The organism is Pseudoduganella sp. R-43 (genome assembly GCF_049913255.1).
GTDB lineage: Bacteria > Pseudomonadota > Gammaproteobacteria > Burkholderiales > Burkholderiaceae_D > Rugamonas.
This window is the reverse complement of sequence record NZ_CP183988.1, coordinates 2,545,561-2,569,956: the sequence shown is the minus strand read 5'-3', so window position 1 is coordinate 2,569,956 and position 24,396 is coordinate 2,545,561. Positions and strand designations below refer to the sequence as shown.

At 62.0% G+C, this 24,396-nt stretch carries 27 protein-coding genes and 1 other RNA gene; 7 read left to right on the top strand and 21 right to left on the bottom strand.

Annotation, left to right across the window (positions count from 1 at the left end; genetic code table 11):
- The first annotated feature begins 2 nt into the window (after positions 1–2).
- Positions 3–2,090: a putative bifunctional diguanylate cyclase/phosphodiesterase gene (locus ACN9M3_RS11770; protein WP_426322602.1), complete on the top strand. Its 2,088-nt coding sequence runs from the start codon at positions 3–5 to the stop codon at positions 2,088–2,090.
- 9 nt (positions 2,091–2,099) lie between these two features.
- On the opposite strand, the gene recR is transcribed toward ACN9M3_RS11770, so the two are convergent.
- The 6 genes from recR to ubiD form a co-directional block, all read right to left on the bottom strand.
- A complete protein-coding gene (gene recR / locus ACN9M3_RS11765; protein ID WP_426170911.1) occupies positions 2,100–2,690 on the bottom strand; it encodes a recombination mediator RecR in 591 nt (196 codons plus the stop codon).
- A gap of 4 nt (positions 2,691–2,694) precedes the next feature.
- A complete protein-coding gene (locus ACN9M3_RS11760; protein WP_426170909.1) occupies positions 2,695–2,985 on the bottom strand; it encodes a YciI family protein in 291 nt (96 codons plus the stop codon).
- 9 nt (positions 2,986–2,994) lie between these two features.
- On the bottom strand, positions 2,995–3,321 hold the full coding sequence (locus ACN9M3_RS11755) for a YbaB/EbfC family nucleoid-associated protein (RefSeq protein ID WP_130313213.1): 327 nt from the start codon (positions 3,319–3,321) through the stop codon (positions 2,995–2,997).
- A gap of 37 nt (positions 3,322–3,358) precedes the next feature.
- Positions 3,359–5,860 carry a DNA polymerase III subunit gamma/tau gene (gene dnaX / locus ACN9M3_RS11750; protein WP_426322599.1) on the bottom strand — a complete coding sequence of 834 codons (2,502 nt, stop codon included), beginning with the start codon at positions 5,858–5,860 and terminating at the stop codon, positions 3,359–3,361.
- A gap of 224 nt (positions 5,861–6,084) precedes the next feature.
- An RNA gene (gene ffs / locus ACN9M3_RS11745) (signal recognition particle sRNA small type) lies at positions 6,085–6,183 on the bottom strand.
- Positions 6,184–6,199: 16 nt separating this feature from the next.
- The gene (gene ubiD / locus ACN9M3_RS11740; RefSeq protein ID WP_426170903.1) at positions 6,200–7,684 is read right to left on the bottom strand and encodes a 4-hydroxy-3-polyprenylbenzoate decarboxylase; all 1,485 of its coding nucleotides are present in this window, start codon (positions 7,682–7,684) and stop codon (positions 6,200–6,202) included.
- Positions 7,685–8,161: 477 nt separating this feature from the next.
- Between ubiD and ACN9M3_RS11735 the strand changes: the two genes are divergently transcribed.
- Positions 8,162–9,091, top strand: a complete 930-nt coding sequence (locus ACN9M3_RS11735) for a transglycosylase SLT domain-containing protein (RefSeq protein ID WP_426170902.1) — start codon at positions 8,162–8,164, stop codon at positions 9,089–9,091.
- 69 nt (positions 9,092–9,160) lie between these two features.
- Positions 9,161–9,871 (top strand): hypothetical protein, encoded by a 711-nt coding sequence (locus ACN9M3_RS11730; RefSeq protein WP_426322597.1) that lies wholly within the window; start codon positions 9,161–9,163, stop codon positions 9,869–9,871.
- Here ACN9M3_RS11730 and nusB read toward each other — a convergent pair.
- From nusB to ribBA, 3 genes are read right to left on the bottom strand one after another with little or no spacing between them, the layout of a single operon-like run.
- Entirely contained in the window at positions 9,868–10,338 is a 471-nt protein-coding gene (gene nusB / locus ACN9M3_RS11725) for a transcription antitermination factor NusB (protein WP_426170900.1), read from the bottom strand. The two genes, ACN9M3_RS11730 and nusB, sit on opposite strands and share 4 nt — an antisense overlap.
- Positions 10,339–10,358: 20 nt before the next feature.
- Complete coding sequence (gene ribH / locus ACN9M3_RS11720) at positions 10,359–10,847, bottom strand: 6,7-dimethyl-8-ribityllumazine synthase (protein WP_057263414.1); 489 nt, start codon at positions 10,845–10,847, stop codon at positions 10,359–10,361.
- A gap of 37 nt (positions 10,848–10,884) precedes the next feature.
- A complete protein-coding gene (ribBA, locus tag ACN9M3_RS11715; protein WP_426322594.1) occupies positions 10,885–11,994 on the bottom strand; it encodes a bifunctional 3,4-dihydroxy-2-butanone-4-phosphate synthase/GTP cyclohydrolase II in 1,110 nt (369 codons plus the stop codon).
- Positions 11,995–12,139: 145 nt separating this feature from the next.
- On the opposite strand from ribBA, the gene ACN9M3_RS11710 reads away from it, so the two are divergent.
- The 3 genes from ACN9M3_RS11710 (at position 12,140) to ACN9M3_RS11700 (ending at position 13,788) form a co-directional block, all read left to right on the top strand.
- Positions 12,140–12,562 (top strand): OsmC family protein, encoded by a 423-nt coding sequence (locus ACN9M3_RS11710; protein ID WP_426322592.1) that lies wholly within the window; start codon positions 12,140–12,142, stop codon positions 12,560–12,562.
- Between the two features lie 151 nt (positions 12,563–12,713).
- The gene (locus tag ACN9M3_RS11705) at positions 12,714–13,427 is read left to right on the top strand and encodes an SDR family oxidoreductase (RefSeq protein ID WP_426170894.1); all 714 of its coding nucleotides are present in this window, start codon (positions 12,714–12,716) and stop codon (positions 13,425–13,427) included.
- Positions 13,428–13,458: 31 nt separating this feature from the next.
- Positions 13,459–13,788 carry a type II toxin-antitoxin system RelE/ParE family toxin gene (locus ACN9M3_RS11700; protein ID WP_426322590.1) on the top strand — a complete coding sequence of 110 codons (330 nt, stop codon included), beginning with the start codon at positions 13,459–13,461 and terminating at the stop codon, positions 13,786–13,788.
- Between the two features lie 208 nt (positions 13,789–13,996).
- On the opposite strand, the gene ACN9M3_RS11695 is transcribed toward ACN9M3_RS11700, so the two are convergent.
- The 3 genes from ACN9M3_RS11695 to ACN9M3_RS11685 form a co-directional block, all read right to left on the bottom strand.
- Complete coding sequence (locus ACN9M3_RS11695; protein ID WP_426322588.1) at positions 13,997–15,229, bottom strand: triple tyrosine motif-containing protein; 1,233 nt, start codon at positions 15,227–15,229, stop codon at positions 13,997–13,999.
- A gap of 114 nt (positions 15,230–15,343) precedes the next feature.
- Positions 15,344–16,512, bottom strand: a protein-coding gene (locus ACN9M3_RS11690) for an IS3 family transposase (protein WP_426322586.1) whose coding sequence is annotated in 2 segments (ribosomal slippage) — positions 15,344–16,245 and positions 16,245–16,512 — 1,170 coding nt in all. Because the reading frame shifts where the segments join, the coding sequence is not laid out codon by codon here.
- Between the two features lie 59 nt (positions 16,513–16,571).
- Complete coding sequence (locus tag ACN9M3_RS11685; protein ID WP_426322584.1) at positions 16,572–17,084, bottom strand: hypothetical protein; 513 nt, start codon at positions 17,082–17,084, stop codon at positions 16,572–16,574.
- Between the two features lie 210 nt (positions 17,085–17,294).
- On the opposite strand from ACN9M3_RS11685, the gene ACN9M3_RS11680 reads away from it, so the two are divergent.
- The gene (locus tag ACN9M3_RS11680) at positions 17,295–17,444 is read left to right on the top strand and encodes a hypothetical protein (RefSeq protein ID WP_426322582.1); all 150 of its coding nucleotides are present in this window, start codon (positions 17,295–17,297) and stop codon (positions 17,442–17,444) included.
- Positions 17,445–17,669: 225 nt separating this feature from the next.
- On the opposite strand, the gene ACN9M3_RS11675 is transcribed toward ACN9M3_RS11680, so the two are convergent.
- From ACN9M3_RS11675 to glyA, 9 genes are all read right to left on the bottom strand, one after another.
- Positions 17,670–18,284, bottom strand: coding sequence for a riboflavin synthase (locus ACN9M3_RS11675; RefSeq protein ID WP_426322580.1), 615 nt, complete (start codon positions 18,282–18,284; stop codon positions 17,670–17,672).
- An 11-nt stretch (positions 18,285–18,295) separates the two neighbouring features.
- Positions 18,296–19,390, bottom strand: coding sequence for a bifunctional diaminohydroxyphosphoribosylaminopyrimidine deaminase/5-amino-6-(5-phosphoribosylamino)uracil reductase RibD (gene ribD / locus ACN9M3_RS11670; protein WP_426323735.1), 1,095 nt, complete (start codon positions 19,388–19,390; stop codon positions 18,296–18,298).
- Entirely contained in the window at positions 19,387–20,013 is a 627-nt protein-coding gene (locus tag ACN9M3_RS11665; protein WP_426322578.1) for a GspH/FimT family pseudopilin, read from the bottom strand. Before ACN9M3_RS11665 ends, ribD begins: the two co-directional genes overlap by 4 nt.
- Positions 19,941–20,384 carry a type IV pilin protein gene (locus ACN9M3_RS11660; RefSeq protein WP_426322576.1) on the bottom strand — a complete coding sequence of 148 codons (444 nt, stop codon included), beginning with the start codon at positions 20,382–20,384 and terminating at the stop codon, positions 19,941–19,943. Before ACN9M3_RS11660 ends, ACN9M3_RS11665 begins: the two co-directional genes overlap by 73 nt.
- Entirely contained in the window at positions 20,381–20,953 is a 573-nt protein-coding gene (locus ACN9M3_RS11655; RefSeq protein WP_426170884.1) for a pilus assembly PilX family protein, read from the bottom strand. The genes ACN9M3_RS11660 and ACN9M3_RS11655 overlap by 4 nt, the downstream gene beginning before the upstream one ends.
- A 10-nt stretch (positions 20,954–20,963) precedes the next feature.
- The gene (locus ACN9M3_RS11650; RefSeq protein WP_426322574.1) at positions 20,964–21,839 is read right to left on the bottom strand and encodes a PilW family protein; all 876 of its coding nucleotides are present in this window, start codon (positions 21,837–21,839) and stop codon (positions 20,964–20,966) included.
- Positions 21,836–22,459, bottom strand: a complete 624-nt coding sequence (gene pilV, locus ACN9M3_RS11645) for a type IV pilus modification protein PilV (RefSeq protein WP_426170881.1) — start codon at positions 22,457–22,459, stop codon at positions 21,836–21,838. The genes ACN9M3_RS11650 and pilV overlap by 4 nt, the downstream gene beginning before the upstream one ends.
- A 60-nt stretch (positions 22,460–22,519) precedes the next feature.
- Positions 22,520–22,993, bottom strand: coding sequence for a transcriptional regulator NrdR (nrdR, locus tag ACN9M3_RS11640; protein ID WP_090443505.1), 474 nt, complete (start codon positions 22,991–22,993; stop codon positions 22,520–22,522).
- A gap of 78 nt (positions 22,994–23,071) precedes the next feature.
- Positions 23,072–24,316: a serine hydroxymethyltransferase gene (glyA, locus tag ACN9M3_RS11635; RefSeq protein ID WP_426170880.1), complete on the bottom strand. Its 1,245-nt coding sequence runs from the start codon at positions 24,314–24,316 to the stop codon at positions 23,072–23,074.
- Positions 24,317–24,396 lie beyond the last annotated feature (80 nt).

Here is a 24,396-nt window from a genome sequence, read left to right as displayed (position 1 = left end):
TCATGGCAGCGCTCTATTCACCCAAACGCGGCACCGTGCTGGTGGCGGACGACGATCCCGTCATGCGCCTGTTGATGCTTGAAATGCTGGCCCAGGTCGGGCTCGACGCCGTGGAAGCGAGCGATGGCCGTGCGGCCATCGCCAGCTTCCGCGACAACGCGCCAGACCTGGTGCTGCTCGACGTCGACATGCCGCTGCTCGACGGCTTTTCCGTCTGCCGCGCCATCCGCAAGCTGGAAAGCTCATCGCACGTTCCCGTCATCATGGTCACCGGCGGCGACGACCTGGGCGCAGTCACGCAAGCCTATGAAGCCGGCGCCACCGACTTCGTCTCCAAGCCGATCAACTGGCCCATCCTCGGGCACCGCGTGCTCTATGTGCTGCGCGCCAGCGATGCCATCGCCCGCCTGCGCATTGCCGACGCCCACAACCGCGCCGTGCTGGCCGCGATCCCCGACACCTTCTTCCGCCTCAGCGCCGACGGCTACTACCTCGATTACGAAGAAGGCCATGAGCCTGGAGCCGATTTCGCCAGCCGCGAATGCGTGGGGCGCCACATCCGCGACGTGCTGCCCGCCCCGATCGCAAGCCGCATGCTGGATCAACTGTCGGCCGTGCTGCATTCCACTTCCGTGCACTCGGTCGATTACGAATTGACGCGCGACGGCGTCAGCCACCACTTTGAAGCGCGTTTGGTCGGCACAGCCTCGGGCGAGGTCCTCGGCCTGGTGCGCGACATCAGTGAGCGCAAACGCACCGAAGAACAGATCCGCAAGCTGGCCTATTGCGATAGCCTGACCGGCATCCCGAATCGCCAGGCATTCCTCGAGACGCTGGAGCGCGAGCTGGAGCGCTCGCAGCGCGAACAGCGCAAGTTCGCCATCCTGTTCATGGACCTGGACTCCTTCAAGCGCATCAACGATACGCTGGGCCATAATGTCGGCGACCTGCTGCTGCAGATCGTCACCGAGCGCCTGCGCGAAACCATACGCCCCAGCGACCACTTGAGCAGCCTGGCCCGCCTGGGCGGCGATGAATTCACGATCCTGCTGCCCGATATCGAGCGCGTGGACGACGCCCTGGCCGTCGCCCATCGCGTGAAGGACGCCATGCGCCGCCCCTTCAACCTGGACGGCCATGAAATCTTCGTCACCGCCAGTATCGGCATTTCGCTCTACCCGGAAGACGGCGAAGACTGCACCTCGCTGCTCAAGTTCGCCGACACCGCCATGTACCACGCCAAGAACTGCGGCAAGAACAACGCCAAGCTATACAGCTCCTCGCTCACGATGCAGATCATGAGCCACGTCAAGCTGGAGGTGGGCTTGCGCAAGGCCTTGCAGAACAACGAGCTTTACCTGCTGTACCAACCCCAGGTCGACGTGCCCACCACGCGCATCGTCGGCGTGGAAGCGCTGATACGCTGGCGCCATCCGGAACACGGCATCATCCCGCCCACGGAGTTCATTCCGCTGGCGGAGGAGACTGGCCTGATCGTGCCGATCGGCGAATGGGTGTTGCGCACAGCCTGCTGGCAGGCCCGCGCCTGGCAGCGCGAATGCGATCGTCCTGTCCGCATGGCAGTCAACCTCTCCGCGCGCCAGTTCAAGGATGAAAACCTGGCGCAGATCGTGCTGGCGGTATTGCAGGATACCGGGCTCGATCCGGGCCTGCTGGAGCTGGAGCTGACCGAGGGCACATTGATGGACAACGCCCTCGCCACGCTGGCCACGCTGGAACAGTTGCGCGGCATCGGCGTATTCCTGTCGATCGACGATTTCGGCACCGGCTATTCGTCCATGAGCTACCTGAAACGTTTCGACGTGCGCGCCTTGAAGATCGACAAGAGCTTCATCAGCGGACTGCCGCAGGACAGCGAAAACGCCGCCATCACGCGCGCCATCATCGCCATGGCGCACGGCCTGAAGATGATCGTGGTGGCCGAAGGCGTCGAAACGCCCGAACAGCTCGACCTGCTGAAGCACTACGGTTGCGACATGGCCCAGGGTTACCTGCTCGGCCGCCCCGCCCCGCAGGAAGCCATCAGCCAGATGCTGGTCGCATGCCCGACGGGCATCGCGTCAACTTGACAGCGGCGATCAGGTACTGCGGCGGTCCAGCATCGCGCGGGCGATGGTGCCGGCGTCGACGTATTCGAGCTCGCCGCCAACGGGCACGCCGCGCGCCAGGCGCGTCACGGCCAGGCCGCGGGCTTTCAGCATTTCGCTGATGTAGTGGGCGGTGGCCTCGCCTTCGTTGGTGAAGTTGGTCGCCAGCACCACTTCCTCCACCACGCCGTCGGCGGCGCGCGCCAGCAGCTTTTCGAGGTGGATGTCCTTCGGGCCGATGCCGTCCAGCGGCGACAGGCGGCCCATCAGGACAAAGTACAGGCCCTTGTAGGTCAGCGTGGATTCAATCATCGCCTGGTCGGCCGGCGTTTCGACCACGCATAGCTGGCGCTTGTCGCGCGACTCGTCGGCGCAGGTGTCGCAGATCTCGGTTTCGGTGAAGGTATTGCACAGCGCGCAGTGGTGCACCTGCTCCACCGCCTGGTACAGAGCGCGCGACAGCATCGCCGCGCCTTCGCGGTCGTGCTGCAGCAGGTGGAAGGCCATGCGCTGGGCCGACTTGGGGCCGACACCAGGCAGGCGGCGCAGCGCCTCAGTCAGGAATTCAAAGGACTTCGCCATTGGATCAGGATTGCTTGAACGCGCTCAGGAAGTCGGCCGTCTTGGTCGGCACGAATTCGGTGATCGTGTAGCTGGCTGCTCCCGCTTCGTTGAACGGGTCCAGCTCGATCACCGCTTCGATATCGGCCCGGCTATCGGCCGTGGCAAGGATGATGCCGCCCGTGCGCGGCACCAGGCGTCCAGACATCAGGAACATGCCGTTGGCATATTGCTCGCGCAGGTACTCGCTGTGCGCGGCGAGGAGCTTGTCGATCTCCTCGGCCGGTTTAAGGTACGTGAGCGTGATGATGAACATGATGTTGGTTTAGAAAGGCATCTTGAAGCCGGGTGGCAGCGGCAGGCCGGCGGTCAGGCCGCTCATTTTTTCCGAAGCGGTGGCTTCGGCCTTGCGCACGGCGTCGTTGAAGGCGGCGGCTACCAGGTCTTCCAGCATGTCCTTGTCGTCGCCCAGCAGCGATGGGTCGATCGACACGCGCTTCACGTCGTTCTTGCAGGTCATGACGACCTTCACCATGCCGGCGCCGGCCTGGCCTTCAACTTCGATCAGGGCCAGCGCTTCTTGCGCCTTCTTCATGTTGTCCTGCATGGCTTGCGCTTGCTTCATCAGGCCGGCCAGTTGGTTCTTCATCATGGTGTGGTTCTCCGTATTTCGGTGTTGAGTATTGGGTTTAGTGCGCTGGCGTCATCGGCGCCACGATCGAGCCGGGGACGACGAAGGCGCCGAAGTCGCGCACCATGGCTTTGATAAATGGATCGGCGGCTACGGCTTCTTCAGCGGCTCGCTGGCAATTGTCGCGGTGCACCTGGGCTTCGACGCTGGTGGTGTACCAGGCCTTGCCGATTTCGGTCTCGACCCGTGCGGCGCGGCCGAAGCGTTCGGTCAGGGCGGAGGTCAGTTTTTCCACGTTGGCCGGGGTGGCCCAGGTTTCGATCGGGCAGCGGATGCGGAACACGGCCATATTGCCGTCAAAGGCACAGCTTACCAGTTCGGCCTGGGTTGCCAGCTGCTGCGCCACGCCGCGCAGCGGCAGGTGGGCGGCCAGCGCTGGCCAGTTGCCGTCCCAGCCCAATTCAGGAACCGGGGTAATGACATATTCATATGGCGCCTGGGCCGGCGCGGCGGCGCGTTGCTGCGGCGCTGCCTGCGCCATGCCGGAAATGTGGTCGGCGCCGGCCGGCACTGCGGAGTCTTCGGAGAAGTCGGTGACCCAGGGCGGGAGCTCGTCTTCATCCGCCGGCTGCTGCACTGGAGGAGCGCGGCGCTGCTGCACTTGCTGCGGGGCTTCCATCACGGCGGCGGCACCGTCGTGGTCGTCCCAAGGAGCGCTGGCTTGCATCGCCGGGGCGTCTTCCCACGGCGCCGGTGCCCGGGGTGCCGATGGCGCGGCAGGAGGCTGGGCGGCCGGTGCCGGCGACATCGCTGCGCGCGGCGCGGAGGCTGGCGCTGCAGGCGGCGATGCTGGCGCGTCGGCTTGCGGCGCTGCCGGACGTGCTGGCGCCGGCGCGCGCTGGCCGGTACGGGCAGCGGCTGCGGCGCGCGCGGCTTCCAATGCCGCCGTGATAGCCATCTTGGCTGGGCTCATCGGGCGGCTGCCGGCGGCAGGCGCTGGCTGCGGCGCAGGCGCTGCAGCCGGGGCAGGTGCAGCAGCAGGCTGCGGTGCTGCCACGGCTGCTGGCGCGGGCTGCGCAGGGGCTGCAGCGGCAGCAGTTTGCGACGTGGCGACTGGCGCAGGAGCGGATGCGTTGGCAAGCTGCGAACCGCTTGGCTGCGCTGGTGCGGCTTGCGCGGCGACAGCCGGGGCACTGGCCGGAACGCTGCTCAGGTGCGAGGCACTGGCAGCGTTTGCAGCCGCTGCGGCAGCGGGTGCGACTTGCTGGACCGGCGGCGCTGGCGGCACGGCCGCAGCCGGGGCGGCGCTGGCCGGTGCGGGTTGGCCAACCGGAACACTCATGCGATCCGCCGTTGCTGCCGATGCGGCCATGGCGGCTGCAGCAGCCGCACGGGCCGGATTCGCACCGGCTGGACGAGCCGCTACCGGGGCGCCGCCCGGTTGGCCATCTGCCCCGCCGATGCCGGGCCGAAAGGCAAGCATGCGTAACAGGGTCATGGAGAAGCCGGCATATTCATCCGGCGCCAGCCCCAACTCATTCCGCCCGTGCACGGCGATCTGGTAATACAACTGCACTTCCTCCGCATCGAACAGGGAAGCCAGGCGCACGATATCGCTATATTCAGGCAGGTCCGCCGGCACGGCGGAAGGCACGGTCTGCGCCAGCGCAATCCGGTGCAGCAAAGTGCCCAGGTCCTGCAAGGCGCCGTTATATGACAGCGAACGCGTCGCCATCTCGTCGGCCACCGCCATCAAATCCGCGCCATCCTTATTGGCCAGTGCGTCCAGCAGGCGCACCAGATAGGACTGGTCCAAAGCTCCCAGCATGCCCTGCACCGCATCCAGCGTGACAGCGCCGGCGGCGTAGGCAATCGCCTGGTCGGTCAGCGACAAGGCATCGCGCATCGAGCCGTGCGCGCCCTGCGCCAGCAAGCGCAAGGCCGGCTGTTCGAACACCACATTTTCCTGGCCCAGGATATTTTCCAGGTGGCCGACGATATGCCCCGGCGGCATCTGCTTCAGATTGAACTGCAGGCAGCGCGACAGCACGGTGACAGGAATCTTTTGCGGATCGGTGGTCGCCAGGATGAACTTGATGTGCTCAGGCGGTTCCTCCAACGTCTTCAGCATCGCATTGAAAGCGTGGTTGGTCAGCATGTGCACCTCGTCGATCATATAGACCTTGAAGCGTGCATTGGACGGCGCGTACACCGCCTGCTCCAGCAACTGCGCCATTTCATCGACGCCGCGGTTGGATGCTGCATCCATCTCGACGTAGTCGACAAAGCGTCCGCCGTCGATCGCGGTACAAGCCTCGCACACGCCGCACGGGGTAGCCGTGATCCCGCCATTGCCGTCCGGGCCGACGCAATTGAGCGACTTGGCCAGGATACGGGACAGCGTCGTCTTGCCGACACCGCGCGTCCCGGTAAACAGGTAGGCGTGGTGCAGGCGACCGGTATGCAACGCGTGGGTCAGTGCACGGACAACGTGCTCCTGGCCGACGAGCGTTTCAAAGTTCCGGGGACGGTATTTGCGAGCGAGGACTTGATAGGACATGAACGGAATTTTACCGTAGTTAGCAAGCACTGCGGACAACATTAGACGTTTGGCCAGGCTTCGCCCGGACTTTGTCTTTTTTACAACCTCACCACCATGAGAAAGCTGCTGCTGACTGCCCTGCTGGCCTGCACCGGCACCGGCACCGCCCACGCTGAAGTCTGTGCTGCTGAAGGAAAATCAGAATGAAAAAAGCTGCCATTGGCAGCTTTTTAAGAATTCAAGGAGGCGAGCCTGATCTGCGGCACTTGCGGTGAACAGCTTTGGCTGCTTCGTTCCCGACCTGACCAGGTTAACCGTGCCACAATGCGCAGGGGCCCGCCCGGCGGCAATTATAGGCTATAAACCTAGCTGCTGCCAAATATCATCCACACGGGCTTTCACATCGGGCGTCATGGCGATCGTGGTGCCCCATTCCCGGCTGGTTTCACCCGGCCATTTATTGGTAGCGTCGATGCCCATCTTGCTGCCCAGGCCACTGACCGGCGAGGCAAAGTCCAGGTAATCGATCGGCGTATTGTCGACCAGCGTGGTGTCGCGGGTCGGGTCGACGCGGGTTGTTATCGCCCAGATCACTTCCTTCCAGTCGCGGATGTTCACGTCCTCGTCCACCACGATAATGAACTTGGTATACATGAACTGGCGCAGGAAGCTCCACACGCCGAACATGACTCGCTTGGCGTGGCCCGCGTACTGTTTGCGGATCTGCACCACCGCCATGCGGTAGCTGCAGCCTTCCGGAGGCAAGTAAAAGTCGGTGATCTCGCTGAACTGCTTCTGCAGCAACGGCACGAACACTTCGTTCAGCGCCACGCCCAGCACAGCCGGTTCGTCCGGCGGCTTGCCTGTATAAGTGGAGTGGTAGATCGGGTCGCGCCGCATGGTGATGCGGTCGATGGTAAAGACCGGGAACCAGTCCTGCTCGTTGTAATAGCCGGTGTGGTCGCCATACGGGCCTTCCAGGCCATGCTCGAAGCCCGACGGATGCTTCTCGTCCGGGTAGATATGCCCTTCCAGCACGATCTCGGCCGAAGCAGGCACGCGCAACTCGCTGCCGATCGCCTTTACCAGTTCGGTGCGGCTGCCGCGCAGCAAGCCCGCAAACTGATATTCCGACAAGCTGTCCGGCACTGGCGTGACGGCGCCGAGGATGGTTGCAGGATCGGCGCCCAACGCCACGCAGACCGGATATGGCTGGCCCGGATGCTTGATGCAGTGCTCGCGAAAGTCCAGCGCGCCGCCGCGATGCGCCAGCCAGCGCATGATGACCTTGTTACGCCCCAAGACCTGCTGGCGGTAGATGCCGAGGTTCTGGCGCTTCTTGTTCGGCCCCTTGGTAATCACAAGGCCCCATGTAATAAGGGGCGCCACGTCGCCTGGCCAGCAATGCTGGATCGGCAGGCGGGCCAGGTCTACGTCATTGCCTTCCCAGACAATCTCCTGGCATGGCGCACCGCGCATTTCCTTCGGCGACATGTCCCATACTGCTTTTACCAGCGAGCCCAGGCCCATCAAGTCCTTGAAGCCCTTTGGCGGCTCGGGTTCTTTCAACTGTGCCAGCACATGCCCGATCTTGCGCAGTTCGCCGACTTCGTCCGCTCCCATGCCCAGGGCCACGCGGCGCGGGGTGCCGAACAGGTTGCCCAGCACCGGCATGTCGAAACCGGCCGGTTTCTCGAACAGGATGGCCGGTCCGCCGGCACGCAGGGTGCGGTCGCAAATTTCCGTCATCTCGAGGTGTGGCGAAACAGGCAAGCTTGTGCGCTTAAGTTCGCCCATTGCTTGCAGTTGGGAAATAAAATCCCGGAGATCGCGATATTTCATACTTTTTTACGATTTTTTTGCTCCCGACGGGCCGTCTGAGCACTTTTGGTCAAGCCGTTGATTTTATTGGTTTTTGTCAATGTGTTCACGAGAAAATCATACTCAAAAGTAATAAAGAACGACGGTGTTAGTATTGACTAGATATAATACCCCTCCTACAATTTGACCTACCTGATGAGGGCATGGCCTTTATGCCAACTAAGTTGTCACTCATTACATTCACGGAGTATCCGGGCTCCACAGACATTTTAAGGAGTGTTTTTCACGAGGCGTCTGCCTCCCTCCCGGAAAAAGTTGTGTTGCAACTGGCCCCATAGACCCGCCAGCTTTAGCAAACAATGATGGCGTCCAGTCCCGTGCGACCTGTGCGGCGGTGGACGAAGATAACACTGATGTAACGACTATGGCACGTCGAATTGACCGCGTTTTAGCGCGGCGGGGACGCGTTTTGACTCTTACATTTCAGGGGAGTTCTGAATGAACAATCGATTCAATGGGTTGCTTGATAGCGCCCGCCTGTGGGCTCGCCAGCCCGCCGCGTGGATTTCCACGCAGAGCATTTCGGCACGCGGTCTGCTGACCGCCGCTCAGTCTCTGCTGAGCCTCCTGGGTATCGCTGCATTGGTCATGGCTTGCGCCATGGTTGCCCGTCCTGAACTGGCGACCGATCTGGCCCAGGCCCTGCGCGGCGCGCCGCCAGCGCCTCAGCAAGTCGTCGTGGCGCCTCCGCTGTCCGAACTGATGGAAGCGCCTGCAGTGCGTCCGGCCGGCCTGGTCATCGCCACTGCCGAAGCGCAGCTTGCCGCCGAGGACAAAGACCTGGTGGGCTCCAAGAAGCAGCAGGATGCCGTTACCAACTGGCTCTCCAAGCGTTACCGCGTGGCTGGCGATGCGACCAATATGCTGGTCTCTACCGCCTACCTTACCGCTCGCGAAATCAAGCTGGATCCGCTGCTGATCCTGGCCGTGATGGCAATCGAGTCGGGCCTGAATCCGTTCGCGGAAAGCCCGATGGGGGCGCAAGGCCTGATGCAGGTGATGTCCAAGGTCCACACCGACAAATTCCAGGACATGGGCGGCGTGCAGGCTGCGCTGAACCCGGTCGCCAACATCCGCGTCGGCGCCCTGATCCTGAAGGATTACGTGGCCAAGGGCGGTTCCGTTGAAGCGGGCCTGAAATCCTACGTCGGCGCAGCCGCCTTCGAAACCGATGACGGCTATGGTTCGCGCGTGCTGGCGGAATACTCGCGCCTGAAGCAAGTCTCCGCCGGCAAGAAAGTGCCTTACATTACCCCGCCGCAGCAGGTCGCGTCCTCCGCCCCTGCCCCGGCAAAGCCGAAAGAAGCCCCGACCACCGTGGCCCAGGCTGACAAGCCGATCAGCGCAGACCAGCTGGCCGGCCTGTAATCGACCACCTGCCGCGCACGAAGCCACCCTCGGGTGGCTTTTTTATTATGCGCGGCGCAGAATGGAGGCATGTCGACCGCAAACCACTTGCTCATCTCCGAGCGGGCCTTGCAGCAAACCGTGGGCTGGATCGCCTTCCTGATGCCGGTCAGCGTGCGCCTGCTCGCCTTCCTCTCGCCGGACCAGGTCTGGACCACCAACTCCATCAGTGCCTATTACTACAGCAGTGCGCGCGACATCTTCGTCGGCGCCCTGGTGGTGGGCGGAGTGGTCATGGCGTTCTTCGATACCGGCCACCGGCGCGACCGCTGGTTTTCCATCCTGGCCGGAGCGTCGGCCATCGGCATCGCCCTTTTCCCCATGAAAATCTCGATCGGCGTCCTCAGGTCACCCGACACCATCCTGCCCGACGACGAGAGCAAGCTGGTGGCAGCCCTGCTGCACGCCCCGCATGGCCCGCTGGGCTACCACTTCATCTTCGTTGCCGCCTTCTTCGTGCTGACGTTTTACCTGGTGACGTTCCGCTTCCGCGCCAATACGCCTTCCCTGCCGACGCAACAGAAATGCACGCGCAACAAGGTCTACATTGCCTGCGGCGCCCTGATGACGGTGGCATTCGCGTGGATAGCGATCCTGGAACTGAACGGACAGCAGCAATCGATCTTCTGGCCGGAGACCCTTGCGGTCATGGCCTTTTCAGCCGCATGGCTGGTGAAGGGACAACTGGTGCTGAAAGACGGGCCCGCGGCCACTGCCGCAGGCACCGGGGGAAGGGATTAGCGCTTCTTGTCTGCCGCGACTTCGTCGCCGCGCAGTTGGGCCGCCAGCTTGTCCAGCACGCCGTTCACGTATTTATGGCCATCGATACCGCCAAAGGACTTGGTCAGCTCTACCGCTTCGTTGATCACGACGCGATATGGAATCTCAACGTGGTTCTTCAGCTCATATGCGCCGATCAGCAGCACCGCGTGCTCGATCGGGGACAGTTCGCCAATGCCGCGATCGACCAGCGGCGTGAACACTTCACGCAGCTCGACCGATTGCTTGATGGTGCCGCGCAGCAGGTCGGCAAAGTACTCGCCGTCCGCCTTGTCGAAGCCATGGGCGCCGCGGATGTTGTTGACGACCTTGGTCGCGTCTTCGTTGTTCAGCAGCCACTGGTACAGGCCCTGCAGCGCGAACTCGCGCGCGCGATGGCGCGGCGTGCGGTTCTTGCTCGGGTTGGCGTGCGTCATTTTGTCAGTCATGTTCTTACCTTCTTGTTGAATTACTCGTCGTCGCCCAGGTCCTGGTGCAGTTCTTCCAGGGCGATCGACAGGTTGGCCATTTCGACGGCACAGCGGGCAGCCTCGGCGCCTTTGACAGCCATGCGGACTTCCGCCTGCTCGTCATTCTCGGTGGTCAGGATGGCGTTGGCGATTGGGATGCTGTAGTCCAGGCCCACGCGGGTCACGCCTGCGCCGGACTCATTGGACACCAGTTCGAAATGGTAGGTTTCGCCGCGGATGACGGCGCCCAGCGCGATCAGGGCATCGAACTGGTTGGATTCGGCCATCTTCTGCAGCACCAGCGGGATTTCCAGCGCGCCCGGAACAGTCACGTGCAGGATGTCTTCATCTTCCACGCCCAGGTTCTTCAGCTCCTGCAGGCAAGCGGACAGCAGGCCATGGCAAACGTCTTCGTTGAAGCGCGCTTGCACGATGCCGATGCGCAGGTTTTCGCCGGACAGGTTGGTTTCGTAGGTTGCTACGGTCATGGTGGTCCTCTTTTCTGGATTTCGGTTAAGCCGCGCTTCAGGCGGCAGGTTTGGCCATGTAGCCGGTGACTTCAAGGTTAAAGCCGGTCATCGAAGGCATCTTGCGCGGGCTGGCCAGCAACTGCATCCTGTGCACGCCCACATCGCGCAGGATTTGCGCGCCAATGCCGTAGCTGCGCAGGTCCATGCTGGCGGCGCGGCCGGTTGGGCGCACGTTCTTGTCCAGCGCTTCCAGCTGGCCGAACAACTGCTCCGCGGTCTCGCCGCAGTTCAGCAGCACCATCACGCCCTGCTCCGCCGCCTTGATTGCCTTCATCGAGGACGACACGTTCCAGGAGTGGGTGGTGGCTTCGGTTTCCAGCAGGTCCAGGATCGATACCGGCTGGTGCACGCGCACCAGCGATTCCTTGCCAGGCGCCATATCGCCGTGCACCAGCGCCAGGTGGGCCGAGCCGCTCGGCTTGTCGCGGAAAGCGATCATGCGGAAGTCGCCGTGCGCAGTGCGCAGCGGACGTTCGGCAATGCGCTCCACCATGCATTCGTTCTGGCTGCGATAGTGGATCAGATCCGCGATGGTGCCAATCTTCAGGCCATGTTCCTTGGCGAATTCCAGCAGTTCCGGCAGGCGCGCCATGGTGCCGTCATCCTTGATGATCTCGCAGATCACGGAAGCCGGCATCAGGCCAGCCATCGCGGTCAGGTCGCAGCCGGCTTCGGTATGGCCAGCGCGCATCAGCACGCCGCCCGGCACCGCGCGCAGCGGGAAGATGTGGCCCGGCTGCACGATGTCGCTTGGCTTGGCACCCTTGGCCACGGCCACCTGGATGGTCTTGGCGCGGTCCGCTGCCGAGATACCGGTGGTGACGCCTTCCGCCGCTTCGATCGACACGGTGAAGTTGGTGCCGAACGAAGTGCCGTTCTTGGCCGTCATCATGGTCAGGTCGAGCTGGTTGCAATGCTCTTCGGTCAAAGTCAGGCACACCAGGCCGCGCGCGTGCTTGATCATGAAATTGATCGCTTCCGGCGTGACGTGCTCGGCGGCCAGCACCAGGTCGCCTTCGTTTTCACGGTCTTCTTCATCGACCAGGATCACCATGCGACCGGCGCGCAGTTCGGCGACGATTTCTTCGGTGCTGGAAATGGACATATTTTTTTCCTTTGATGTGAGGCACAGAGCGTTTCTTTGTTAACCCGCTATTTTAAAGGATTTGGCGCACTTCCGCCCCCTCGAGCGCCGCCATTAGGGGTTTTGGCCTAGACTGAATTGCTTTTCAACCCTGAAGGAGGCAGCGATGAAGACTAGCGGTTCGGCCGTCTGGACTGGCGGCATCAAGGATGGACGTGGAGCGATCAGCACGGCAAGCGGCGCACTGCAGGCGGCGCCATACGGCTTTTCCAGCCGTTTCGAAGGGAAACCGGGCACCAACCCCGAAGAATTGATCGGCGCGGCGCATGCCGGCTGCTTCACAATGGCCCTGTCGCTGATCCTGGGCGAGGCCGGGCTGACGGCCGAAAAGATGGAAACCAAGGCCGAAGTGACTCTGGATAAAGTGCCCGACGGCTTCTCGATTTCCGCCATCCGCCTCGACCTGCAGGCGAAGATCCCCGGAGCCGACAAGGCCAAGTTCGAAGAACTTGCCAATAAAGCAAAGCTTGGCTGCCCCGTCTCCAAGCTCTTCAAAGCCAACATCACCCTCACCACCACCCTCCTGTAATCCCGCGCCCGTCGCTTAGCGAGGGTCAGACCCTTCGGGTCTGACCCTGGTTTACCGGTTTCCAAAAATTTCCCTTGAACTTTTTAATTGCGATCACTATTATCAAGTCATTCGATGACGACCGTCATCATTAACCCTCAAGGAAACCACCATGAACATCAAAGATTCCGTCGTATTCATCACCGGCGCCAACCGTGGCCTCGGCCAGCAACTGGCGAAAGCCGCCCTCGCCGCAGGCGCTAAGAAAGTCTACGGCGCCGCCCGCGACCCGAAATCGGTCACTCTGCCCGGCGTCACCCCGGTCCAGCTCGACGTGACCAACCACGACGAAATCGCCGCCGTCACCCGTGAATACAAAGATGTGAGTGTGCTGATCAATAACGCCGGCATCGTCCGCGCCGGCGGCATCCTGGCCGACAACTCCCTCGAACAGGCCCGCGCCGAAATGGAAACCAACGTAATCGGCCCTATGCTGCTGAGCAAAGGCTTCGCCCCAACGCTGAAAGCCAACGGCGGCGGCGCCATCGTCAATATCCTGTCCGTGCTGGCCTGGTACAGCCAGGGCCCGACCAATACCTACAGCATGTCGAAGTCGGCCGCCTGGGCACTGACCAACGGCCTGCGCATCGAACTGGCCGCACAAGGTACGCAGGTGGTCGGCGCCCACATGGGCTATATGGATACCGACATGACCGCCGGCTACGAAGTCGCGAAGATCAAGCCGGAAGAAGTGGCAGCGCAAATCTTTGCCGCTCTGGCCGAAGGCAAGGAAGAAGTACTGGCGGACGACCTGACCCGCCAGGTCAAGTTGGGCATCAACGCTGAACTGCCGGCCTACATCGCCGCCTCACGCGCAGCCGCTTGATTGCGACAAGGTGTAGCACTGCGCGCTACCCTTGCCCAGGGACTGCAAAAGAGTTTTCAAGACGAAGACTTTCGACCACTGGGCCAGGAAAGTAGTTGGCGATGTCCTGCTTTGCATCGCTGCCCGTGAAATCGAGGCCGGCCAGTTCGAAGCCGACCTCGGTCCTGGTTTGTGCAAGAAGCACATCGCAACTCATGGCCATGGCAAACGCGGTGCACTTCGCACCTTAGTCGCAAAGCGGCACAGCTCGACAGTCATATTTCTTCCCCGATGCAGTGGTATCGCAGCAAAATCAATTGCCGATACCTTCCATCGCCAAAGCCTGGCCCAGTTGGAGCAATTAGCAATGCTCGGGGAATGAGGGAGATTTCGTTGGCCGCGCTAATTGCCGCCGGTCTTGTCGTCGCCATCTGTCGCCTGGTCAAGGTGGCTCGCCCTTACGTGGGCAAATTGCCACGCATGTTCGAATGGCTCCTGGTTGCCATTCTGACCTGCGCACTGGCCTTCCTCCTGTCGCCGCAACAACTCCCCGTCAGCGCCTACAAAATCAGCCTGATCGCCAGTACAGATCAGCCCACGTATGCCCGGGTCGCGGCTACCGAGATTTTAATCATCGTTCCCTCCCCGGGAATGCTCTCAACGATCAATTGCGCGCCAAGCTGATCGATGCGCTCACGCATACCAACCAGGCCCCAGCGGCCATTGCTGAAACCAGCTAACGCGACTTCTTCAGGCAGGCCCTTGCCGTTGTCGATGATCGACATTCGAAATTCGTGGTTGTCGAACTCCATGCCAAAACGAATCTGTGAAGCTCCGGAATGCCGCGCGGCGTTGCGAAGCGCTTCGAAGGCTACCGCCCGGAGCTCTTCACGGACAGGAGGCTGGAATTCTTTTACGTCGCCAGTACATGACAACTTCAACGGCAACAGCGGATATTCGGCCGCAAAGGAACTGCTTAGCTCGCCTAACAGGTCCGACGCCGGCCCGCGCCGCAATCCATGCAACTTATCCTGCCCTTCCTGCAGCGCTGCCTCAACCAGGCACAGCGAGCGTTCAATTTCATCCCGCCCGTAGCTGTCCGCTGGCAGGCGATCGAGCACCTTCGCCAGCCGCAGAGATAGCACATGCACGCTTTGCAGCAAAGTGTCATGCAGGTCGCGCGCAATGCGCGTCCTTTCAGCCGCCTGGATTGCGTAACCCTCGACCGCACGCCGCGCCACATATGTAACACGAAGCTTGTATATCCCCAATAGGGCAAGCGCCAGCAGGCACACGACTAGAGTACGAAACCAAATGGATTGGTAATAGGCCGGGGGTACCTCGAAGTCGGCTACTGCATCCGCCACACTCCGCACGCCGTCATTGTTGGCCGCTCGCACGCGAAACCGATACTTCCCGGGAGCGAGTCCGGTGTACGTCGCACTGTGCACGGCCGCACCGTCTTGCCAGTCACGGTCGATACCCTCTATGCGATACTGGAATCGCACGCGCTCCGGCATGCTGAAACTGAGGGCTGTGTAGTCGATGCGCAACCGGCCCGGGTTCGGCGGGATGGGCGTCACCGTATCCTTCGACCACTTGAAGTTGGCGCCGTCCACGTTGATGGCCCTGACATGAACTCCCGGTGGCATCTTGTTTGTCATCGGCCTTTTAGCATCCAGCCAGAAGATGCCCGCTGCAGTGGAAAACCACAGCTTGCCATCAGTGCCGGCAACCGCAGTCGGTATCGGGAACGAATTTGTTGCCGCACCGCGCAAGCCATCAAGATGGTTGACGCGCCTGAATCTTATGCGGTGCTTCACGTTTGACGCGGCACGTTCCAGTTCAGCGTTAGCAATGACGGTGATACCTGCCGCCCCATTGAGCCAAAGCGATCCGCCATATGAGGTGTACTGTCAATAGTGGACACTCTCGTCTCAAGCTGCCAGCGCTTCTTTGCTGAAGTCCGCAGCAAAGCGCGCTGGCGATTTGTAGCCAAGGCGCGAGTGGCGCCGCTGGCGGTTGTAGAAGATCTCAATGTACTCCGTGATTGCCGCCTGCGCTTCAGCCCTGCATGCAAAGCGACGATGATGAACCAGCTCATTTTTCAAGCTGCCCCAGAAGCTCTCCATCGGCGCGTTGTCGAAGCAGTTTCCCTTGCGCGACATCGAAGTCTTCATTCCGAATTGGTTCTGCAGTTTCCTGTATTTCTCGGCGCAATATTGACTGCCGCGATCAGAATGATGGATCAATCCCGCCGCCGGTCTCTTGTTGCGCACTGCCCGCCACAAGGCTTGCGCCGTCAAGTCCTGCGTCATGCGTGGCCCCATCGCATATCCCACCAACTCGCAGGTGAACACGTCCTTTACGCCGGCCAGATAGAGCCAGCCTTCTTCGGTCGCGACGTAGGTGATGTCCGCCACCCAGGCTTCGTTTGGCCGCGTCGGCAGGAACGTTTGGTTCAACAAGTTCGGCGCAACAGGCAAGTCATGCACAGAGTTGGTTGTGGCCTTGAATTTGCGCTTTTGTCTGCAGCGCAGACCAAGTTCTGTCCGCAATCTGGCGACGCGATCACGCCCGGCCTCAAATCCTTGCTCCTGAAGTTCAGGATGAACGCGCAGCGTGCCGTAGGTTTCGCGCGATTGTTGATGCACGGCCTGAATCGCCACCTTCAGCTTGGCGTCCTCCTGAGCGCGGCGCGACGGCTTGCGCCCCTGCCATGCGTAAAAGCCGCTGCGAGAGACATTGAACACCCTGCAAAGCAAATCCATCGGGTATCCGTCGAGTCGCACCGACTTCATGAACGCGTACCTGGCAGCGACTCCCTCGCAAAGTACGCCGTTGCTTTTTTTAGCACTTCCTTTTCCATGCGTTCAACGGCTAGTTCTTTGCGCAGCTTTGCCACTTCCGCTTCAAGCTCCGCCACGCTACGACTACCGGGAGCAGCCCCGGTATCATTGCTTCGCTTTGCAGCGTTAGCCCAAGTCCCCAGTGTTCCCTTAGGAATGTCGAGCCGCTGCGCGGCTTCCTCCAGCGTCAGTCCCTGTGCGAGGATTAGTTTGACCGCCTCTGCCCTGAACTCTGGTGTGTATGTCTTCGATTTCATAAATGCTTCTCCCGTTGCTAAGTTTAACAAACGAGAGTGTCCGAAAAAGTCAGGTTACCTCAATATTCAACGATTCCCGACACTCCGAGGAACTGATCATCCCCTTCGCCGACAAGCCGGTGGAACCTGGTGCCATCGAAGTAATTGAAGCCGTCTGAGCCGCCAACCCACGCGCGCTTTCCATCGCCAAGTATTTGCAGGGTGGCCCCAAGCGCCAAACCGTCTTCCTCCCCGTACGATCGAACGGTGTTCTTGTCGAGCATGCGGATGCCATTATTCGGGTATCCGAACCACATCTTTCCATGACGATCGCGCGAAATCGAACTCGCATACGTTTCCAGTTCCCGATATCCGCCGCCACGCTGCCAGGCACCATCTTTCAAGCGTATGACGCCGGCCCCACGAGCCGAAACCCACAAGCCGCCCTCCGTATCCCGGGCGATTGCATGGAACTGCATCACGTTAACGTAATCGGGCAAAGGAACACGCGTCCGGATACCAGCGGCGTAGTGCCAGACGCCATCGCGCCCACCCGTCCAGACATCTGCGCCATCCTTGTAGACGACACTCACTGCGGTCGCCGAATTCTGAGTCGGGAGTGCGCCAGAAACAGAATGAGGCCATTCCGAATAAGATGCAATATCCGCATTGGGGGGTGAATTCAGGTAACGAACCCGCCATTTTACGTGGTGCAGCGCGATTGCGCGGCTTAACGAACTTTGCGAACGGCCGCCCCAAGGTAGCATTCCGCGGTGCCCCCCCCCATTCTTGCGGAGTTCCTTATGGCGAAGGCAGGTTCAATATCGCGATTCCTGCGCAGCAAGGTGCGGGCCGGCAAGGCACAGCAGCGACTAAGCTCAATGCTCATCGCCGCCCTGCCGATCATCGACAATCATGCGTCCGATGAGGTCGCGCTGCCCACAGAGCTGTAGTGGCTCTTTATGAACGCCTCACTGGCGCTGATCCTTGGTATTCAAGCTGCTCGCTGCGCGATGCGATAAGGTCCAAAAGGTTAATGATGTTGACCCGATGCGGCCCCATGAAAGCTCCAAAAATTTACGCACTCGCCGCAGGCAGCTTTTGGCCGTTAGCGGTCCAACTCAGAGCTCGGCAAGAGCTGTTGTTGGTCGGCTGGCGAATGAAATCGATATATCCATTTAGGATTTCAACGACAGCATGCGCTCCACATAGCGGGCAATCAGGTCGATCTCGAGGTTAACCTTGGAGCCGGCCTTCAAGTGCTTCAATGTGGTGACCTGGATGGTGTGAGGGATCAGGTTGATCGAGAACGAGCAGCCAGTGGCGCTGTCTTCAACGCGGTTGACGGTCAGCGACACGCCGTTCACCACCACCGAACCCTTGTAGGCCAGGTATTTCGCCAGGTCGCGCGGGGCTTCGATCACCAGTTCGTGCGACTCGCCGACCGGCTCGAACTTGCGCACCACGCCAATGCCATCGACGTGGCCGGAGACCAGGTGGCCGCCGAGGCGCTCGGCCAGGGTCAGGGCTTTTTCCAGGTTCACTTCGGTGGTGGTGTCCAGGCCGACGGTCTTGTTCAGGCTCTCGCGCGAAACGTCGACGGTGAAGCCGGTCGCGGTCTTTTTCACCACCGTCATGCAGGCGCCGTTCAGGGCGATCGAGTCGCCCAGGCCGACATCTGCCATCGGCAGGCCGCCGGCATCCACATCCAGGCGCACGCCTGCATCAGCGCCGCCTTCCAGCGGAGTTACGGTTTTGATTTTGCCGACCGCGGCTACGATTCCAGTAAACATAGTGATCTTTATTAAGGGTTGAATCGGGCAAGGATACGCAAATCGGCGCCGACTTGCTTAACCTCGTGGAATTTCAGGCTGTGCTTGCCGCTGAGCTCAGTCAGCGCTGGCAGGGCGAACATGCCTTGTGCATCGCCCAGCAGGGTTGGCGCGAGATAGACCAGCAGCTCGTCTACGCAGCCTTCGCGGATCATCGAGCCATTCAGCTTGCCGCCTGCTTCGACGTGCAGCTCGTTGATCTGGCGGCGGCCAAGCTCGCGCATCAGCTCCGGCAAGTCGACTTTGCCATGCGCGTTGGGCAGCACAATGATCTCGGCGCCTTGGTCGCGCAAGATTGCTTCCTTTTCCGGGTGATGGCCGGCAGCGACGATCCAGGTTCCGCCGCCTTGCAGCACGCGCGCTTGCGGGCTGATTTCCAGTTTGCTGTCGACCACGATTCGGCGCGGCTGGCGCGGCGTTTCGACAGCGCGCACATTCAGTTGCGGGTCGTCGGCTTTCACCGTGCCGATGCCGGTCAGGATGGCGCAGGCCCGGGCACGCCAGGCATGGCCGTCGGCGCGCGCCTCGGGGCCGGTGATCCACTGGCTTTGGCCGTTGTGCAAGGCGGTCATGCCATCGAGGCTGGCAGCAGTCTTCATGCGCACCCACGGTAGGCCGTGGCGCATGCGGTGGAAGAAGCCAATGTTCATTTCATAGGCCTGGTCGGCCAGCAGGCCGCTGGCGACTTCGATCCCGGCAGCCGAGAGGCGGGCCATGCCGTTGCCAGCAACCAGCGGGTTAGGGTCTTCCATCGCCGCGACAACGCGGCCCAGTCCTTCGCGCACCAGCGCGTCGGCGCAGGGCGGCGTGCGGCCATGGTGACTGCACGGCTCCAGCGTGACGTAGGCGGTGGCGCCGCGCACGTCGTGGCCCCGGCGCTTGGCGTCTTTCAGAGCCTGGACTTCGGCGTGGTCCTGGCCGGCGGCTTGCGTCACGCCCTCACCGATCACGACGCCGTCGCGCACGATCACGCAGCCGATGCGCGGGTTCGGTGAAGTGGTGAACAGGCCTTTTTCTGCCCATAGCAGGGCAAGCTGCATGCCTTCGAGGTCGCTGTTGATATTCATATGCTTGCGCAGGTTGCCGGTTCCAGGGCGGGATCGCATAAGCGCGCCCTGCCCTGCATATTGATCTTGATATTGCGCTGCGCACCGGCCAGTTCAAGCGTGATGGTGCCAAAGTTGGCGGCATTCGGGTGGGCGGCGCGGCAGCTTCGTCCTGCTGCATTATATGAAATATAGGCCGGGGCTGTGTTGTCGGTGAACCTGGCCCTTACCTGCAGGCGCTCGAGCGCGGCTCTGTGGCGGGACAGGATTGCCTCTCCTTCGTCCAGGCTGCGGTTGGCGTTGGCGTCGATGACAATCAGCCAACCTTGCTGCCAATTGCCGCTTTCGGCCAGCAGGGTGACCACGCGGCGGCGGGCGATGGCCTGGGCACGGGTGTCGTTGATTGCCGCCAGCAGCTCGGCCGAAGCGGTGCGCAGCTGGCGTCCGGCAAGCATATTGCTCAGGTTCGGCAGCGCGGTGGCAAACAGGATGGAGAGGATGGCAAGGACGATCATCAGCTCCAGCAGCGTAAAGCCGGGGCGCCTTCCCGCTTGCTGGCGCGTCGCCCACTTCAGCGCCAGCAGCTGCGGGAAGGCCCGGTGGCGAGATGAAGCCCGCTGCTGGTGAGTATGAGGCGTTCGCATTGCGGGTCCCTGAATCGGCTGTCGACATTGGGCGTGCCGGGCGTGGCCACAAGCTGGATGCAGTCGCGGATTTGCTGGCCATCGCAGGCCTTGCCTTCCAGCTCGTAAGCACTGGTCCTGGCGTTCCGGCCCGACCACCAGCGGAAGTCGCTCGCGGTATTCGCCGAAAACGCGGCGTAGCTACTAAACCGCGTGAAGTGGCGCTCCTGCTGCTGCATCAGCTCTTGTAGTGCGGCCTGCGCTTCGCTGCGGCGCATGCGGATGACCGCTTCGCTCCAGACCGGTATCGCCACGGCCGAGAGAATGCCGATGATGATCAGGGTGGTCAGCATGCCAAGCAAGGTGCCGCCGGCGGATGGGCGCGCGGTCATTGTTCCTCCTCGCGGCTGGCGGCATCGTGCAGCGCCTGCCAATCCATGATTTCACGCCAGCTGTGGCGTCGCACCGGTACCGGGGGCGTGTAGCTGGCCTGCATCACGGTCTCGGCGCCGGGGCGCGTGCCGAAGCCGATTACCGTCACGCGGTAATAGTGGGACGGCGGCGCTCCGGCTGGCGTGTACCCGACGCGCTCCACGAGGTAGCGCGGGCGTCGAAATGGCAGCACGCCCTGCCCTGTCTCCATTGCGGCGCCGGTCAGCGCGCCGTATTCCGTACCTCCGATACCTGCAAGGTCAACGGTTTGCCAGGCGGGAGCCGCGCTCCCGGGCTGCGCCGGCGTGGCGGGCACGTCGAGCGGCTGGCCAAGGCCGGCATTGATATCGCGTTCTGCATCCATCAATCCATCCTCCGCAGACTGGAAGGCAAGCAGGCGGTCCCGTTCAGCGCGGGCGGCCTTCTCGCCCAGCATCGCCATTTGTGCGGCCGATGCGCCGATCGTCAGGGCGGCGAACAGCAACAGCATCGTTACCGGAAGAGTGACGCCACGCTGGTATTCATGCATGGTGCTCTCCTTAATGGTTGCGCAAGGCGACCGTCGCCGCGAACAGCCGGCGCGCGCGACGCTGCATCGGCTGCGGCAAACCGGCTTCGTCGATACGTGCGCCCGGGTCAAGGCCCGGCAGCAAATCGTAGCTGCCAAGCCGGCCGCCCGCACGCGAACCGCGCTCACCGTGCAGCAGCAAGGCAATGCGAACGCTGGTGACGCGGCGCCAATGAGGACGCAGCGCACGCTCGGATACGGGAAGCGCGGCATCGAGGGCATCGATGCCGCTGGCGGTCAGGTAAAGGTTGGGGATACTGTCGCGCGGGCTATCCGTATCGACGCCATATAGCACGTGGAAGGCATCCACCCCACGCACCACGGCGTCCGAGCCCCAACCGTTTTCCCCCTTGTATTTGCAGCGAAGTTCAGCAACGCCGTCTCCAGCTTGGGCAATGTAGAAAATGCTCCAGGCCCATTCGCCTGGGTCGGCCGGGAAACCGGCGCAATTGAGCATGGCGCCGCCGCCCTCCGCGCCGGCGATTGCTGCAGGTGCATAGCGAATGGCGAGTACGTCGCTGCCGTTGACAGCTGGCAGCGCTGGGCCGAGGCCGTCGGCGTTGGTTGCCACACTTGCGGCGTCGCGGCCTTCGATGGCCATGGGCGACGTTGGCGCGGCGGCGACCTCCGCGCCTGGCTCGCCGGGATAGCCCGCCTGCCGCAGGGATTGGCCGATGATTGCCAGTGCGAAGCGGCCACTATCGTCAATGCGGGTATTAGCGCCGTTATGCAGGAAGTCGCTATCGGACGCGTGCAGGAGGGAGGCGGCCGCCAACGCTACCAACAGGCTGAGCGCCATCGCGACGAGGACTTCGGCCATGGCCAGGCCATGCTGGCGTACTGTCATTGCATGTCTCCTGCGGCTGGCGGATCAACCGGATCGTTTGGAGCCGGCTGGGCGGGCGCCGCTGGCGGTGGGCCGGGCAAGGGTGGCGGATCGGCCAGCGCGATGGGCAAAGCAACGCCTGGAACGGTGGCCAAACCGGCAGCAGCCCCATCTGGCCGCCGGAAGCGCCAGCCTATCTTGATGACGACGGGCGCATCGGCGCCACCGGAGCATGGCCATTGCAACTGGCCGCCCGGCGCCGTGTCGGCGTCGCGGCAGATGACGGCGCGGGCTTGCGGCAGCACAGCCGCAAGGTGACGGCGGAACTCTTCCAGCTCTTGCCGCGCCATGGCGCCGGAATCGCAGGGCGCGCCGGCACAGGAAGCCGGTGCGCCGGAAACGCCGCTGGCATCGCTGGCGTCGAATTCGAATCCCAGGTAAGCGGAGGACTGCGCGGCGTTCGCGCGGATGTGGTCAGCAAGCGTGGCGGCAGCCTGCAGGGCTTCGGTCTGCAGGCTCGACTCCTGTCGAGTGCGCATGGCGTGGGCCTGCATCGCCAGCGCGCCGACCAGGCCGACGGCGAGCAGCAGCACGGCAACCAACACTTCCACCATGGTGAACCCAGCAAATGGACGATGCATGGCACAGCCCTCCCCTGCTGATCAAATTAGTCAGCAGAGGACTCGCGGGTTTGAGAAATATCAAGCCTTGGGAGAGAGCTCTTGACCGTCACCAACTTCTTCGATCGCGTCCTGGAATTCGGCCAGGTCTTCGAAGTTCTTGTAGACGGATGCGAAGCGGATATACGCCACTTTGTCCAGGCGCTTGAGCTCGGCCATGACGAGTTCGCCGACGAAGACCGAATCGACTTCACGCTGGCCGCTGGTCAGCAGCTTTTCTTCGATCGAGGAAACCGCCTTGTCAACGGACTCGGCGGCAACAGGGCGCTTGCGCAAGGCCAGCATCAGGCTGGCGCGCAGCTTGTCGGCCGAATACTCGGTGCGGCTGCCGTTCTTCTTGACCACATAAGGCATGGTCAGTTCGATCCGCTCCCAGGTGGTGAAGCGCTTGTCGCAGTTCACGCAGCGCCGGCGCCGCTTGATGGCGTCCCCTTCCTCCGACACGCGGGTGTCGAGGACCTGGATATCATCGTGCTGGCAGAACGGGCATTTCATGGATTGAGCGTCTCTTATTATTGAATGAAAAAGCGCCGGACCTTACGATCCGGCGCCTCGATAGTACCAACCGCTTGCTTAGGCGTAAACAGGGAATTTGTCAGCCAGCACCTTCACAGCGGCTTTCACGCGCTCGATGGTTGCTGCATCGTGCGGGTTATCCAGCACGTCGGCGATCAGGTTGCCCACTTCTTCCGCTTCGGCTTCCTTGAAACCGCGGGTGGTGAAGGCTGGCGAACCCAGGCGGATGCCCGAAGTCACGAATGGCTTCTGCGGGTCGTTCGGGATGCCGTTCTTGTTGCAGGTCATGTGCGCCTGGCCCAGGATCGCTTCCGCTTCCTTGCCGGTCAGGTTCTTGGCGCGCAGGTCGACCAGGAACACGTGCGACTCGGTGCCGCCGGAAACGATGCGCAGGCCGCGCTTGATCAGGGTCTTGGCCAGCACGTCGGCGTTCTTCACCACTTGCTGCTGGTAGGCCTTGAATTCAGGGGACAGGGCTTCCTTGAAGGCCACTGCCTTGCCGGCGATTACGTGCATCAGCGGGCCGCCCTGGATGCCAGGGAAGATCGCGGAGTTGATGATCTTTTCGTGTTCGGCTTTCATCAGGATGATGCCGCCACGTGGGCCGCGCAGGGACTTGTGGGTGGTGGAGGTCACGAAGTCGGCGTGCGGAACCGGGTTCGGATACAGGCCAGCGGCGATCAGGCCGGCGTAGTGGGCCATGTCGACCATGAAGTAGGCGCCAACGGCCTTGGCGACTTTGGCGAAGCGCTCGAAGTCGATCTTCTTGGAGAAGGCGGACGCGCCGGCGATGATCAGCTTAGGCTTGTGTTCCTTGGCCAGGGCTTCCATTGCGTCGTAGTCGATGTCTTCTTCAGCGGTCAGGCCGTAGGAAACGACGTTGAACCATTTGCCGGACATGTTCAGCGCCATGCCGTGGGTCAGGTGGCCGCCTTCCGCCAGCGACATGCCCATGATGGTGTCGCCTGGTTTCAGGACAGCGAAGAACACGCCCTGGTTAGCCTGGGAACCGGAGTTAGGCTGCACGTTGGCTGCTTCGGCGCCGAACAGCTGCTTCACGCGGTCGATTGCCAGTTGCTCGACGACGTCCACGTACTCGCAGCCACCGTAGTAGCGCTTGCCAGGATAGCCTTCGGCGTATTTATTGGTGAGCTGCGAGCCCTGGGCTTCCATTACGGCTGGCGAGGTGTAGTTCTCAGAAGCGATCAGCTCGATGTGGTCGTGCTGGCGCTTGTTCTCGTTCTGGATAGCGGCAAACAGCTCCGCGTCAACGTTGGCGAGGGTGTGATCTTTTGCGAACATGAAATTACTCCAGTTTTTAAGGCAGATTGGATCGAATCGGGAGCCAAAAAGTGACAGGGCAGCCGAAACGCAGGTTTCCA